13 protein-coding genes are annotated in these 12987 nt (G+C 68.5%); 6 read left to right on the top strand and 7 right to left on the bottom strand.

Annotated features, from left to right (window positions below; genetic code table 11):
* Positions 1–211 precede the first annotated feature (211 nt).
* Both QH470_RS12325 and QH470_RS12320 read left to right on the top strand, forming a co-directional pair.
* Positions 212–805, top strand: a complete 594-nt coding sequence (locus tag QH470_RS12325; protein WP_280272461.1) for a TIGR03086 family metal-binding protein — start codon at positions 212–214, stop codon at positions 803–805.
* 84 nt (positions 806–889) lie between these two features.
* The gene (locus tag QH470_RS12320) at positions 890–1462 is read left to right on the top strand and encodes a carboxymuconolactone decarboxylase family protein (protein ID WP_280272460.1); all 573 of its coding nucleotides are present in this window, start codon (positions 890–892) and stop codon (positions 1460–1462) included.
* 118 nt (positions 1463–1580) lie between these two features.
* On the opposite strand, the gene clpX is transcribed toward QH470_RS12320, so the two are convergent.
* The 7 genes from clpX to QH470_RS12285 all read right to left on the bottom strand — a co-directional run bounded on the left by clpX (position 1581) and on the right by QH470_RS12285 (position 8952).
* Positions 1581–2861: an ATP-dependent Clp protease ATP-binding subunit ClpX gene (clpX, locus tag QH470_RS12315; protein ID WP_187684583.1), complete on the bottom strand. Its 1281-nt coding sequence runs from the start codon at positions 2859–2861 to the stop codon at positions 1581–1583.
* Positions 2862–3178: 317 nt separating this feature from the next.
* The gene (locus tag QH470_RS12310; protein WP_280272459.1) at positions 3179–3847 is read right to left on the bottom strand and encodes an ATP-dependent Clp protease proteolytic subunit; all 669 of its coding nucleotides are present in this window, start codon (positions 3845–3847) and stop codon (positions 3179–3181) included.
* Positions 3848–3876: 29 nt separating this feature from the next.
* Complete coding sequence (locus QH470_RS12305; protein WP_280272458.1) at positions 3877–4464, bottom strand: ATP-dependent Clp protease proteolytic subunit; 588 nt, start codon at positions 4462–4464, stop codon at positions 3877–3879.
* Between the two features lie 214 nt (positions 4465–4678).
* Positions 4679–6070, bottom strand: coding sequence for a trigger factor (tig, locus tag QH470_RS12300; protein WP_400181744.1), 1392 nt, complete (start codon positions 6068–6070; stop codon positions 4679–4681).
* A 109-nt stretch (positions 6071–6179) separates the two neighbouring features.
* Positions 6180–6830, bottom strand: a complete 651-nt coding sequence (locus QH470_RS12295) for an FKBP-type peptidyl-prolyl cis-trans isomerase (RefSeq protein ID WP_280272456.1) — start codon at positions 6828–6830, stop codon at positions 6180–6182.
* A gap of 25 nt (positions 6831–6855) precedes the next feature.
* Positions 6856–8367, bottom strand: a complete 1512-nt coding sequence (locus tag QH470_RS12290) for a sensor histidine kinase (RefSeq protein WP_280272455.1) — start codon at positions 8365–8367, stop codon at positions 6856–6858.
* 99 nt (positions 8368–8466) lie between these two features.
* Entirely contained in the window at positions 8467–8952 is a 486-nt protein-coding gene (locus QH470_RS12285; protein ID WP_280272454.1) for an NUDIX hydrolase, read from the bottom strand.
* Between the two features lie 84 nt (positions 8953–9036).
* Here QH470_RS12285 and QH470_RS12280 point away from each other — a divergent pair, with 84 nt between their 5' ends.
* The 4 genes from QH470_RS12280 to QH470_RS12265 all read left to right on the top strand — a co-directional run.
* The gene (locus QH470_RS12280) at positions 9037–10416 is read left to right on the top strand and encodes a hypothetical protein (protein ID WP_280272453.1); all 1380 of its coding nucleotides are present in this window, start codon (positions 9037–9039) and stop codon (positions 10414–10416) included.
* A gap of 35 nt (positions 10417–10451) precedes the next feature.
* Positions 10452–10862 carry a YbaB/EbfC family nucleoid-associated protein gene (locus QH470_RS12275; RefSeq protein WP_280272452.1) on the top strand — a complete coding sequence of 137 codons (411 nt, stop codon included), beginning with the start codon at positions 10452–10454 and terminating at the stop codon, positions 10860–10862.
* A gap of 103 nt (positions 10863–10965) precedes the next feature.
* A complete protein-coding gene (locus tag QH470_RS12270) occupies positions 10966–12633 on the top strand; it encodes a WXG100 family type VII secretion target (protein ID WP_280272451.1) in 1668 nt (555 codons plus the stop codon).
* 119 nt (positions 12634–12752) lie between these two features.
* The coding region (locus QH470_RS12265; protein ID WP_280272450.1) for a hypothetical protein at positions 12753–12987 on the top strand (235 nt) is incomplete at its 3' end.

The following is a 12987-nucleotide window of genomic DNA, read 5'->3' as shown; positions in this document are numbered from 1 at the left end:
CCCCACCCCCCCGGGCCATTTCCCCCCTTTACCCCCAATTTGTACACCGGGGCCTCGCCCACTCGGGCCCGCGCGGCCCCCTTCGGGCCGGGGCGGCGCGGCGCGATCATCGCCGCCAGATCCGGACGCTCCGTCTTCGCCATGCGGACAAATCTACGTGCTCAAAATAATAGGCATGGACATATGATACGCGTCTGCTTACTATCTACATATGCTTGATATTCGTGAACTGAACCGGCGCGCCGTGGACTACAGCGTCGACATCGTCTCTGCCCTGAAACCCGCCGATCTGGACCGGCCCACCCCGTGCTCGGCCTGGAACCTCTCGGACCTGTTGTCGCACATGACCGTTCAACATCGCGGTTTCGCCGCCGCGGCCCGTGGGCACGGGGCCGACGAGGCCGTCTGGCAGGCCGGGCCGCGGCCCGCGGATCCCGTCGCCGACTACGCTGCCGCGGCGGCCGACGTGATCGCCGCCTACGCCGAACCCGGGGTGCTGGATCGGCAGTTCGCCATGCCCGAGTTCGGCCCGGGCGTCGAAGTGCCCGGCAGCCAGGCCATCGGCTTCCACTTCATCGACTACGTCGTGCACGGCTGGGACGTCGCGCGCACCCTGGACTTGCCGTATCGGCTCGACGACGACCTGGCCGGACCGGCGCTGGAGATCGCCCTCGCGGTCCCCGACACCGAACAGCGCGAGCAGCCCGGCTCGCCCTTCGCCCGCGCCCTCCCCATCCCAGACTCGGCCACCGCCCTCGACCGCATCCTGCGCTCCCTCGGCCGCTCACCATCCTGGCCCGAGTGATCCGTGACCGTCTTCACACCGTCTGCCCGTCACATCGCACAATGGTTTCTCGTCCAAGGGATAGTCCCCTCGGAAGGAGAGATCATGAGCAGCACCCGAATTCCCGCCGTCACACCCGAGCAGGCGGGGCTGTTCACCCGGCTGCTGTACCGCTACAGCAAGCGCCGGTTCGGCGAGGTGCCGGAGCCGTTCGCGGTCGCGGCCAACCATCCCCAGTTGCTGGCCGCGACCGCCGTGCACGAGGGCATGGCCGAAAAGGCTTGCACCGCATTGCCGTTGCCTATCCGGGAGATCGCGGTCTACCGGGTGGCGTGGACGGTGGGTTGTTCCTGGTGCGTCGATTTCGGCGCCATGCTGATGCGGCTGAGCCATCTCGACATCGGCAAGCTCGAGCACATCGCCGAGTACGAGACCTCACCCTCGTACAGCGACGACGAGCGCGCGGCCATCGCCTACGCCGACGCCATGACCGCCACCCCGACCACGGTCACCGATGAGCAGGTCACCGACCTGAAGAAGCGCTTCGGCACCAAGGGCGTGATGGAACTGACCTTCCAGATCGCCCTGGAGAACTCGCGCGCCCGCAGCTATTCGGCACTGGGCATCACCGCCCAGGGCTTCAGCACGGACTCCTGCCGAGTTCCCTGGGCGCAGTAGGGCGATTCCCGCGCCCGGCAGCTTCCCGTCATCCCGGCATGCTTTTGGCGGGTACCACCCCTAAACGCCCGCCCCCCCACCGCTTTTGTGGGGGGGGCTGACGATCGGGAGAAAAGTCTCAGGCCGACTTCTCGCGGCGCTCCGGTGGCTGGCGCTTGCGGGGCACGATGGTGGGGAGCACGTTGTCGTTGACGGTGTCGGCGTTCACGACCACCTTGGCGACATCGTCGCGGCTGGGGATGTCGTACATCACCGGCAGCAGCACTTCCTCCATGATGGCGCGCAGGCCACGAGCGCCGGTGCCGCGCAGAATCGCCTGGTCCGCAACGGCTTCCAGGGCGTCCTGGGTGAATTCCAGGTCCACGCCGTCCATTTCGAACAGCCGGACGTACTGCTTCACCAGTGCGTTCTTCGGCTCGGACAGGATGCGCACCAGCGATTCCTTGTCCAGGTTGGTCACCGAGGCCACGATCGGGAGCCGGCCGATGAACTCCGGGATCAGGCCGAACTTGATCAGATCCTCCGGCATCACCTCGGCGAAGTGATCGGCGGTGTCGATCTCGCTCTTGGAGCGGACCTCCGCGCCGAATCCGATGCCGCGCTTGCCGACCCGATCCTGAACGATCTTCTCCAGCCCGGCGAACGCGCCCGCCACGATGAACAGGACGTTGGTCGTATCGATCTGGATGAATTCCTGGTGCGGATGCTTGCGGCCACCCTGCGGCGGCACGCTCGCCTGCGTGCCCTCGAGGATTTTCAGCAGCGCCTGCTGCACGCCCTCGCCCGACACGTCGCGGGTGATCGAGGGGTTCTCGCTCTTGCGGGCGATCTTGTCGACCTCGTCGATGTAGATGATGCCCGTCTCGGCGCGCTTCACGTCGTAGTCGGCGGCCTGGATCAGCTTGAGCAGAATGTTCTCGACATCCTCACCGACATAACCGGCCTCGGTGAGCGCGGTGGCGTCGGCGATCGCGAACGGCACGTTCAGCATCTTGGCCAGCGTCTGCGCCAGGTAGGTCTTGCCGCAGCCGGTCGGGCCCAGCATCAGGATGTTGGACTTGGTCAGCTCGACGGGCTCGTTGCGGGAGTCGCGGCCCTTGTCCCCCGCCTGGATGCGCTTGTAGTGGTTGTACACCGCGACGGCGAGCGTGCGCTTGGCGGTGTCCTGCCCGATCACGTACTGCTCGAGGAAGTCTCGGATCTCAGCGGGTTTGGGGAGCTCGTCGAGCTTCACCTCGCTGGACTCGGCCAGCTCCTCCTCGATGATCTCGTTGCACAGATCGATGCACTCGTCGCAGATGTACACCCCTGGTCCCGCAATGAGCTTCTTGACCTGCTTCTGGCTCTTTCCGCAGAACGAGCACTTGAGCAGATCGCCGCCATCACCGATGCGCGCCATCTCGTGGGTCCCTACTTCCTTGTCCGCGTGCAACCGTCTGTCCAGCTGCCGACAAGCCGCCTTCCGAACAACGCTACCCGCCGCACATCGTTCAGTGTCCGACCCGATCGGATTTCGACGCTTCGGCAGTGTCGTTCGGGCCTTCGGCCGTGCCGTCAACCTCTGAGCAAAGGTCCCTAGAGTGACCGTACCCGGTAGATCCGACGGAGGTCGACAACTCGAGCATGTTTCTCATGTGCGCCTCCCGCCGCCGCTGCCCATATTGCCATCGCGACGGGTGCTCGCGCGGCGATACCGGACGACGGGAGGCGTGGTGATCACTTCTTCTGTGCGCTGAGCTTCCGGTACTCGAACACCTGGTCGATGATGCCGTACTCCCGGGCATCCTCGGCCGTCAGGATCTTGTCCCGGTCGGTGTCCTTGCGGATGGTGTCGGCGTCCTTGCCGGTGTGCCGGGCCAGCGTGGTCTCCATCTGCCGCCGCATGCGCTCGATCTCGGCGGCCTGGATCTCCAGATCCGACACCTGCCCCTGAATGCCACCCTCCAGCGACGGCTGGTGGATCAGCACGCGAGCGTTGGGCAGGCAGGCGCGCTTGCCGGGCGTGCCGGCGGCCAGCAGCACCGCGGCGGCCGAGGCGGCCTGGCCCAGGCACACGGTCGCGACGTCGGCGCGCACGTACTGCATGGTGTCGTAGATCGCCATCAGCGCGGTGAACGAGCCACCGGGCGAGTTGATGTACATGGTGATGTCACGGTCGGGATCCAGCGACTCCAGCACCAGCAGCTGCGCCATGATGTCGTTGGCCGAAGTGTCGTCCACCGTGGCGCCGAGGAAGATGATGCGCTCCTCGAACAGCTTGTTGTAGGGGTTGGATTCCTTGACACCGAAGCTCGAGTGCTCGATGAACGAGGGCAGGATGTAGCGGGCCTGCGGGCCTGCCGGGGCGATGCCGGACAGGCCGGCGCGGGGGTCGATGAGAGTCATCTCTGTCTCCAAAGGTTCTCGAGCGGTGGCTAGTTGGCGGTGCCGTTGGCCTGGCGGGCGTGGGCGATCACGCTGTCGATGAAGCCGTACTCCAGTGCCTCCGCGGCGGTGAACCAGCGGTCGCGGTCGGCATCGGCCGTCACCTGCTCGATCGACTTGCCGGTGTGTTGCGCCTGCAGCTCGTTCAGCTCGCGCTTGGTGTGGGCGAACTGCTCGGCCTGGATGGCGATGTCGGCGGCCGAACCACCGATACCGGCCGACGGCTGGTGCATCATGATCCGCGCGTGCGGCAACGCGTAACGCTTGCCGGGCGCCCCGGCGGTCAGCAGGAACTGGCCCATCGAGGCGGCCAGGCCGAGACCGAAGGTGGAGATGTCGCACTCGACCAGCTGCATGGTGTCGTAGATCGCCATGCCCGCGGTGACCGAACCACCCGGGGAGTTGATGTAGAGCGAGATGTCACGCTCCGGGTCCTCTGCCGACAGCAGCAGGATCTGGGCACAGATCTTGTTGGCGATGTCGTCGTCGACCTGGGTGCCCAGGAAGATGATGCGCTCGCGCAGCAGACGCTCGTACACCGAGTCACTGAGGTTGAGCCCAGCGGTCGGCGATGTCATGACCGGCTTGACCCCATCAAAAGCGACAGCCTCATTGATTGTCACGGATACCTGCCCTCTCTCACCGGCTCGGTGCTCGCAAGCACAGCCTTAACTGATTCGCTTTCCCAAACCCTAACGAAGCAGGGCGGCACCGAACTCCCGGTACCGCCCCTACTTCGCTCACAGCGCAACACCGGCAACCGCACCGGGCGCCGGCGCCGTGCGCATTCGACTACTCCGCGCTCGCGCCGGCCTTCTCCGCCGACTCCTGCTCCGCCGTCTCCGGCTCGGCGTCGGAATCGTCCGGGCTGCCGAACATTTCGGCGGTGTCGACGACGTTGCCGTCGGTGTCGGTGACCTTGGCCTGACCGACCACGGTGGCCAGCGCCTTGCCGCGACGCACGTCGGCGAAGATCGCGCCCAGCTGGCCGGCCTGCTGCACCTGCTGGATGAACTGCTCCGGCGACATGCCGTAGCGCTGCGCCTGGAACAGGATGCGCTCGGTCAGCTCCTGCTGGCCGACCTCGGTGTTCTCCGATTCGGCGACGGCGTCCAGCAGCAGCTGGGTCTTCACCGACTTCTCGGCGGCCTCCTTGGAGTCCTTGTCGAACTCCTCGCGGGAGGAGCCCTGCGCCTCGAGCGCCTCGGCGAACTTGGCCTCGTCGTGGTCGAAGCCGTGCACGGCGTCGTGCAGCACGGCGTCGATCTCGCCCTGCACCGCGCCCTCGGGCAGCGGCACCTCGGTCTGCTCCAGCAGCGCCTCGAGCACCTTGTCGCGGATCTCGCCGGCCTGCTGCACCTTCTTGCCCTGCTCGACCCGCTTGCGCAGGTCGTCCTTCAGTTCCTCGACGGTGTCGAATTCGCTGGCCAGCTGGGCGAATTCGTCGTCGACGGCGGGCAGTTCACGCTCCTTGACGGAGTTCACCTTGACGGTGATGACCGCCTCCTTGCCGGCGTACTCGCCCGCGACCAGCGTGGAGGTGAATTCCTTGGACTCCTCGGCCGACAGGCCGATCAGGGTCTCGTCGAGGCCCTCGATGAGCTGACCCGAGCCGACCTCGTGCGACAGGCCGGTGGTCGACGCCTCCTCGACCTCCTTGCCGTCGACGGTGGCCGCCAAGTCGATGGAGACGAAGTCGCCCTCCTGAACCGGGCGCTCGACGCCCTTCAGGGTGCCGAAGCGCTGCCGCAGCGACTGCAGCTGCTGCTCGATGTCCTCGTCCTCGATCGAGATCGGGTCGACGGTCACCTCGATGCTCGAGTAATCGGGCAGGGCGACCTCCGGGCGGACGTCGACCTCGGCGGTGAACGCCAGCTCCTGGCCGTCCTCGATCTTGGTGATCTCGATCTCCGGCTGACCGATGACCTTCACCTCGGAGGTCTGCACGGCCTCGCCGTACTTGGTCGGCAGCGCGTCGTTGACGACCTGCTCGAGGATCGCGCCCCGGCCCAGGCGAGCCTCCAGCAGCTTGGCGGGAGCCTTACCCGGCCGGAAGCCGGGAATGCGCACCTGCTGGGCCAGCGCCTTGTACGCCTTGTCGAAGTCCGGCTTCAGCTCCTCGAAGGGCACCTCGACATTGATGCGGACCCGAGTCGGGCTCAGCTGCTCGACGGTGCTCTTCACGGACATGCTCCTTGTTCGTAGTTCTCTGGGTTGACGTCGTCGGTTCCCCCCGATCGCATCCGCCCAGCCTAGTCGACCTGCGTGAGCGGGCCGAATCCACCTCACCCGGTCAGGCCCCGACCTTCACCGCGTCGGTCACGAAGACCAAGGTCTCGTTCGGCTTCACGCCGTTACCGCCGCGCCCGTAGCCGAGGTTCGGCGGGATGATCAGCAGGCGGCGGCTGCCTTCGGTGATCCCGGCCAGGCCCTGGTCCCAGCCGGGGATGACCTCGCCCGCGCCCAGGGTGAGCGGGAAGGGCTGTCCGCGATCGAAAGAACTGTCCAGCTTCTGGTGATCGGACCAGGTGACCAGCGTGTAGTTCATGGTCAGCTGCTGACCGGCCTGCGCGGCCGGGCCGGTGCCCACCACCAGATCCTTGGTGATCAGCTGCTGAGGAGGGTCGCAGTCGCCGGGGGTGGTGATGGTCGGCGCCTCACCGAAGCCGCCGGTCGTCTTCACGTCGTCGGCGGTGCACTCCCGGCCGTGCCGCTGCGGCGTGGTCTGGGCCTGCGAGGCGGCCGACGCGGACGTCGTCGTCGCGGCCGAGTCCGACTCGTCGTCGCTGCCGCACGCGGCCAGCGCGAGTACCGCGGCCGCGACCATCCCGGTCGACACGATCCTGCCCACCATGCGCATGCCGCGCTCCTCCTCCTGCTCGGGCCACGCCACCACGGCGGCGGCGGGTCGCCGCGCCGAACCTACACGCAGACACGCCTTCACGCACCGATCCGCCACATCGCCGCGCTCACCCGTCGAGGGCGGGCGTCGATCGGGGCAGCACCACGGTGAAGGTCGCGCCCCGGCCCGGCTCGCTGTCGACGCTCACGCGGCCGCCGTGGGCGGCGACCAGGGCCTGCACGATCGACAGACCCAGGCCGGTGCCGCCGCTGGCGCGGGTGCGGGAGGAGTCGGTGCGGTAGAAGCGCTCGAAGACCTTGGACGCGGCCTCGGGCGACAGCCCCGGCCCCTCGTCGGAGACATCGATGCGGACCTCGTCCGCGGCGGGCGTGAGGCGCACGGTGACGGGGGTACCGGGCGGGGTGTGCGCCAGGGCGTTGCCGAGCAGGTTGCCCAGCACCTGCCGCAGCCGGTCGGCGTCGCCCCGCACCTCCAATGTGCCGGTGCCCGAGGCGATATCGAGCGAGATGGCACGGGTCGACGCACTCGCCTCGCGGGCGGCCATGGCCTGCGCGCTGTGCACCGCGTCCCCGGCCAGCGACAGCAGATCGACCGGCTGCCGCTGCAGCGGGCGCTGCGCGTCCAGCCGGGCCAGCATCAGCAGATCCTCCACCAGCAGCCCCATCCGCTCCGCCTCCACCTCGACGCGTTCCAGCACCAGCCGCGGATCTCGGCTCGCCCCTTGGCGATACAGCTCGGCGAACCCGCGGATCGTGGTCAGTGGCGTGCGCAGTTCGTGACTGGCGTCGGCGACGAACTGCCGCATCTTGGCCTCCGAACGCCGCGCGGCCTCCTCCGACGCCTCGGTCGCCGCGACGCCGTGCTGGATCTGGGACAGCATCGAATTCAACGACCGCGCAAGGTGATCCACCTCGGTGTCGACCCCGCGCACCGGCACGCGGCGGCTCAGATCACCGGCCGCGATGGCCGCGGCCGTCTCCTCCACCTGGCGCAGCGGGCGCAGGCTGCGGCGCACCACTATGTAGCCGCCCACGCCCAGCAGCAACAGCGCCGCCGCACCGGTTCCGGCCTCGAATATCAGTAGCCGCGAGACGGTTTCACGATTATCGTCCAGGGACAGGGCGATGGTGGTGGAGCCGTACTGGTTGGCGGTGGTCAGCACCCGCCACTTCGTCGACGAGCCGTCCGCCGAATCGACCGTGACCGGAGTTCCGATCGGCACGCCGGACAGGTCGGGCCCGTCCGCCGGCGCCGGGCGGCCGGTGTCGTAAACCTGTCCGTCGGGCGATTTGCGCAGCTCGTAGAACTTGCGCGGCTGGTCGGTGGGGGCGGGCTCGCGCGGTGGCGGGCTGGGCAGGTCGGCCGGAACCCAGATCGTGCCCTGGCCGCCCGTGAGCTGCCGCATCGGATGCGGCTGCGCCCAACCGCGCGACGAATCGTAGAGCTGTTCGTCGGTCCGCGCGGTCAGCGAGCGCGACAGCGCCGAGGTGACCGCGAATCCCGAGGCGACCAGGACCACCCCGGCCAAGACCACCATCGCGACGACCAGGCCGATCCGCAGCGGAATCGCCGAGACGCGCCGACCGAGCGCCGACCGCACCCTCAACGGAGCGCCCATCTACTCCGCACGGCGGGGCGGGCCGAATCTGCAGCGTTCACGCACCCCATCTCTACTCGGCGACACTGGGAGATTGCTGGAAGCGGGCTGGGCGTTTTCTCAGGACTCCGCTCGCACGCCGTCCAGGTGGTCGGCGAGGCGTTGCAGGAACGGCCGCTGCCCGGTCGCCAGCTTCTCGTGCGCGGTGGTCAGATCGAACCATTCGGCGCGGTCGATCTCGGGAAACTCCCGCAACTGCCCCGACCGCGGCGGCCACTCCATCTCGAAGGTGCCCGGGACCATCCGCTCCGGGTCGAGGTCACCCTCGACCGCCCACACCAGCACCTGCTTCTTGCCGCGGCCACTGCCGTACCGCACCTCCCCGAGCGCGACCCAGTCTCCGTCGGGCACCGGCAGCCCGAGTTCCTCGGTGAACTCCCGCCGCGCGGCCGGCAGCGAATCCTCGGTCTCCGGCTCGTACTCCCCCTTCGGAATCGACCAGGCCCCAGCATCCTTCCGCGCCCACAGCGGCCCACCCATGTGCCCCAGCAACACCCGCACCTCGGGCGCACGACGAAAGAGCAGGACTCCGGCGCTGTATTTCATGTCCCACAGTGTGCCCTGGTCTCACCCCATTCCTGGGAACCGTCGACAATGATGGTCGGTGCGAGCCGGGCCGAGGAGGTAGGAATGTCAGCCGCACCCGGTGACTTCCGGGATCAGATCGCCGAGGCCCTCACGGCACTCGGTCCGGCGGGCTGGCACCGAGCCGACGCGGTCTTCGCGATGACGATCTCCGCCGAGGCCGGGCATATCGTGTACGCCGTTGGCGAGCGGGCCGTTCCGATGGCCCCGCCCGAATCCATGCTGCGGATCGTTCGGGAGCACCGCGCGGTGGCCGCCCGGACGGCACGCGGGCCGTGGTGGCGACTGCTGGTGCGCCTCACCGACTCCGGTTCGCCGGAAGTGAGCCACGACTACGGCGAGCAGCCCTTCCCGCCGGGACAGTTGTTCGAGCCACAGGCGTACCGCTCGGACCTCTCGGCATATCCGCGCGATCGGGTACCGGTGTGGCTGGCCGCCTACATCGGCCACGGCGACCGGCAGCGACGCACGCCGCGGCAGGCCGCCGCGCAGGAGCACGCGGACCGCTCCGGAAAGGTGTGGGCGACGTTGGCGCCCAACGAGTTTCCGCCTTTCCCCACGATGTGGGCCCGCTGGGCGACGATCGCCGCCGCGTTCGTGGCCGCCGGCTCCCAGTCGGGTCCCCGCATGCTGCCCTGGACCGGTGTGTTCGAGGGCGCGGATCACGACGGTTCCACCCTGCAGGCGCTGCCCGGTGGCCGCGCGGTGCTGTCGGGCGGAGTATGGAACGCCCCGGCGCTGGAGGCGGCCTACAACCAAGGTGCGCCGCTCCCGAATCTGTATGCGGGAGCACCACATTGGGTGTGCGAGCCGGTGCTGAATCCACGCATCGAGTCCGGCTTGCTGTCGTTCTGCTACTGGTGGGAGGCCGGTCACTGGTACCGGGGCGAGTCGCCCAACTCGGACGAGTGCGATACCGCCGTGCCGGGTATGTGGACCGCGGACACCGTGCGCGAGATCGTCGCGGATCTGGTGCCCGTCGAACGCGGTGACCGCTCCGGCGCGATCACCGCGCTGATCGCCGCCGCCGAGGCCGGAGCCGTCAGCCGATCCGTTCTCATCGACGTCTTCGGTGACGACGAGCACCTCGACCTCGACGGCGCGCTGCACCAGTACCTGCTCGCGGGCCTGGCCCCGCCGGAGCCCGCGCCGATGCCGGCCGAAGAGGCGGTCTCGAGGGTGCGCGACTACATCACCGGACTCGACCTGGACACCACCGGATATCCGTTGTCCCAGTTGACCGCCGAGCGTTTCAGCGTCGGGTGGATGGTCTACGTTCCGCCGCCGGAGGGCACGGTCGCGATCGGCCGGGCGGTCTTCTATATCGGTGACGACGGCGTGCTCGAGGTTTCGGCGACGGTGGCCCCCGAGGCCTACGTCGCGGAGTTCGAGCGGAGGTTCGCCGAACGCCGGGGCGTGGCCTGACCGATCACCCGATTGTCGACGAGAGGTAGGTACCGATGGAACGCTGGGAACAAGACGCGCTGCGTTCGGCCAACTACGGCATGCGCAATCAGGTCGATCACATGCTCGACCTGCTCGCCGACCAGCGCACCCAACTCGCCGCGGTGCAGCAGCAGCTGGATACCGCCCGCTTCACCGCCACGTCACCCGACGGCTCGGTCGAGGTGACCGTCGACGCATCCGGCGTCCTCACCGACGTACGGTTCAGTGAGAACGCACTGCGCGGCACCGCCGAGCAGCTGAGCACCTCCGTCACCGAAACCGGGCGCGCGGCCGCCAGGCAGGCTCAGGAGCAGACGCGGCAGTTGCTGACCCCGCTCGCCGACGCGATGCCCGACCTGCCCGATCTGGTACCGGGCGCGCCCAGCCTGCGTGACCCCGCGGACGCGGACATGCCCCGCGACTGACGACAGGAGATTCCCAGCGCTGGGGACGTCGACCCCCTGAAATTCGGGGCAGTAACGGAGAATGTGGTCGCGGTTCCGTGGGTGCGGGTGAAGGGTTTGCCGGATGAGTCGATCGCTTCATGTCGATTCAGACCTGGTGCGCGCCTTGGTGTCCGAGCTGTCCGCGGCCGCCGACCAGGCGGGCCGGGATCTGACCGAGTTGAAAAGCGTACTCGCCCGGCAGGGCGAGCCGTGGGGCGACGACGAACCCGGGCAGCAGATCGGCGAGGCGTACGTACCCCAAGCGGACCAGAGCCTCGAGGGATATGCGAATCTCGTCGACAACCTGCGCCGGCTGAGCACGGAAATCGGCGGCGCCGCAGAGACTTTCGACCAGCAAGATCAGGATCTCGGCAATCTGATCGGCGAGGTCGGCAACCAATTCGCACCGAACTCCGCCCAGCCCGGATACCCGACTCAGGTCACTCCCGTCCCGTTCGCGCAGAGTCCGCAGCAGCCCGAGTCGGCGTATCCCGGCGACACCGCGGCGAATACGGCCGGGCAGCCGACCACCACCCCCGCGCCCTCGACGCAGTCGGGTGATCCGTCCTCCACCCCTACGCACATACCCACCGGGTACGATCCGTCCGGCATGCCGACATCGGACAAGCAGCCGTCCGAGTCATCCGAAACCTCTGTGCCCCAAGGGAATCAGGCGCCCGCAGCCAGCGCTCCGGCGAACGCGCCCGGTGCGGCAGCACAGCCATCGGCCGCCGCAGCGGACCCCGGTCGAGCACGCACGACAGATCGTGCGCCGGAGTCTTCGCCGCGTGCCGGGAGCAACTCCGCCGCACCGCGAAAGAACACGCAGACACCGTGGTCACGTGGCTCGGGCTGGTCGCCCCCGACCGGGGCCACGCGGCGACCGAACTCCCCCGGTTCACCGTGGTCACGGTCCGGCCCCGGCACTCCCCGACTCGGGCGGGTATTCGGACCGGAGCCCGGCGGACCGGGCGCGGTACCGCCGAACCAGCTGCGGAAGAACCGAAAGGACAAGGCGCGCAAGGACAAGCAGCGCGCCGCGGCCGCACCGGATCCGGTAGTACCGACCGACGCCAAGGCCCTGGAATCGGCTCGCGCCATGGCCGAACGTCATGGCTTGCGACTCAGCGGATTCGATACCTCGGGCATCGGAATCCGGGCGGCCGAGGAGATCGCGGCAGCCCTCGACGACCTGCTGGGCAAATATCCGTTCGTCGAGCTGAGCGGCCTCGAGATCACCGAACTGGGCAACGGCCGCGTATCAGAGGTACGAATGGACCCACCCGGCGAGCCCGGGCGCGGACCGCGACTGCTGCTCGACCGCACACTGGTCGCGAATCCGGCTCGGCTGGCCGTCGCGGCCGAGCGTGCGGTGCGTTCCGGGAAAGCGATACCGGAATCGGCTGAGCGACCGCTGTATTCGGCCGTCGTGGCCGACTTCGGGCGGATTCTGGCGACGCCGGCGGGCTCGCGTCTCCGCCGGTCGGCACAGCGTGCGCTGATCACCGAGTACCACCGGATCAGCGGGCCGTGGTCCGGCCGCGACACGCTCGCCCATGTCGTGCACGGTTATCGGCGCTGGCGTGACGCGCTCGGCGGCGGCGTGACAGCGGGCAGGTTCGATCCGGAGGCGGCGTTGGTCGCCGCGTTCACCGAGGTCGAGTTGCGTGGGACCGGCGCGTGCGGTCCGGCGAAGGTTCTGCACCTGCTGGTTGTGGAGGGTGCGCGCGGGCGGTCGAGTTCGCGGTGACCACGCTTGCTCCGGGGCTGCCGGATTGGGCCACTAGTTGGTTCCTGGGTCATTGTCCGGTCGGTGACCCGGGTGAGATGCGTGCTGTCGCGGATGCTTTGGTTCGTTCGGGGGAACGGGTGACCGAGGTGGTCGGCCGGTTGGAAGGGCTGGCCGCGCGTGAAGCGGCCGTGGCGATCGAGGGTGAGACCGGCACGGCGATCCGGAAGGCGTTGGGGCAGCAGATCGAGAACGGCCGCGCGCAGGCGGAGGCTTTCGACGCGCTCGCGCGATTCATGTACGAGTCGGCGAACACTGTCGAGTTGGAGCAGTACACGCTGCGCGCGATCGGCATCGCGATGGTGGCGACCATCG

The organism is Nocardia wallacei, assembly GCF_029868745.1.
GTDB lineage: Bacteria > Actinomycetota > Actinomycetes > Mycobacteriales > Mycobacteriaceae > Nocardia > Nocardia wallacei_B.
The sequence above is the reverse complement of the archived record's forward strand: the minus strand, read 5'-3'. Positions and strand labels throughout refer to the sequence as shown.

Bases quoted from the DNA above. Each gene is read 5' to 3' on its own strand.
- QH470_RS12325 (WP_280272461.1), top strand. From the start codon at position 212: ATGCTTGATATTCGTGAACTGAACCGGCGCGCCGTGGACTACAGCGTC.
- QH470_RS12320 (WP_280272460.1), top strand. From the start codon at position 890: ATGAGCAGCACCCGAATTCCCGCCGTCACACCCGAGCAGGCGGGGCTG.
- clpX (WP_187684583.1), bottom strand. From the start codon at position 2,861: ATGGCGCGCATCGGTGATGGCGGCGATCTGCTCAAGTGCTCGTTCTGC.
- QH470_RS12310 (WP_280272459.1), bottom strand. From the start codon at position 3,847: ATGACTCTCATCGACCCCCGCGCCGGCCTGTCCGGCATCGCCCCGGCA.
- QH470_RS12305 (WP_280272458.1), bottom strand. From the start codon at position 4,464: ATGACATCGCCGACCGCTGGGCTCAACCTCAGTGACTCGGTGTACGAG.
- QH470_RS12290 (WP_280272455.1), bottom strand. From the start codon at position 8,367: ATGGGCGCTCCGTTGAGGGTGCGGTCGGCGCTCGGTCGGCGCGTCTCG.
- QH470_RS12285 (WP_280272454.1), bottom strand. From the start codon at position 8,952: ATGAAATACAGCGCCGGAGTCCTGCTCTTTCGTCGTGCGCCCGAGGTG.
- QH470_RS12280 (WP_280272453.1), top strand. From the start codon at position 9,037: ATGTCAGCCGCACCCGGTGACTTCCGGGATCAGATCGCCGAGGCCCTC.
- QH470_RS12275 (WP_280272452.1), top strand. From the start codon at position 10,452: ATGGAACGCTGGGAACAAGACGCGCTGCGTTCGGCCAACTACGGCATG.
- QH470_RS12270 (WP_280272451.1), top strand. From the start codon at position 10,966: ATGAGTCGATCGCTTCATGTCGATTCAGACCTGGTGCGCGCCTTGGTG.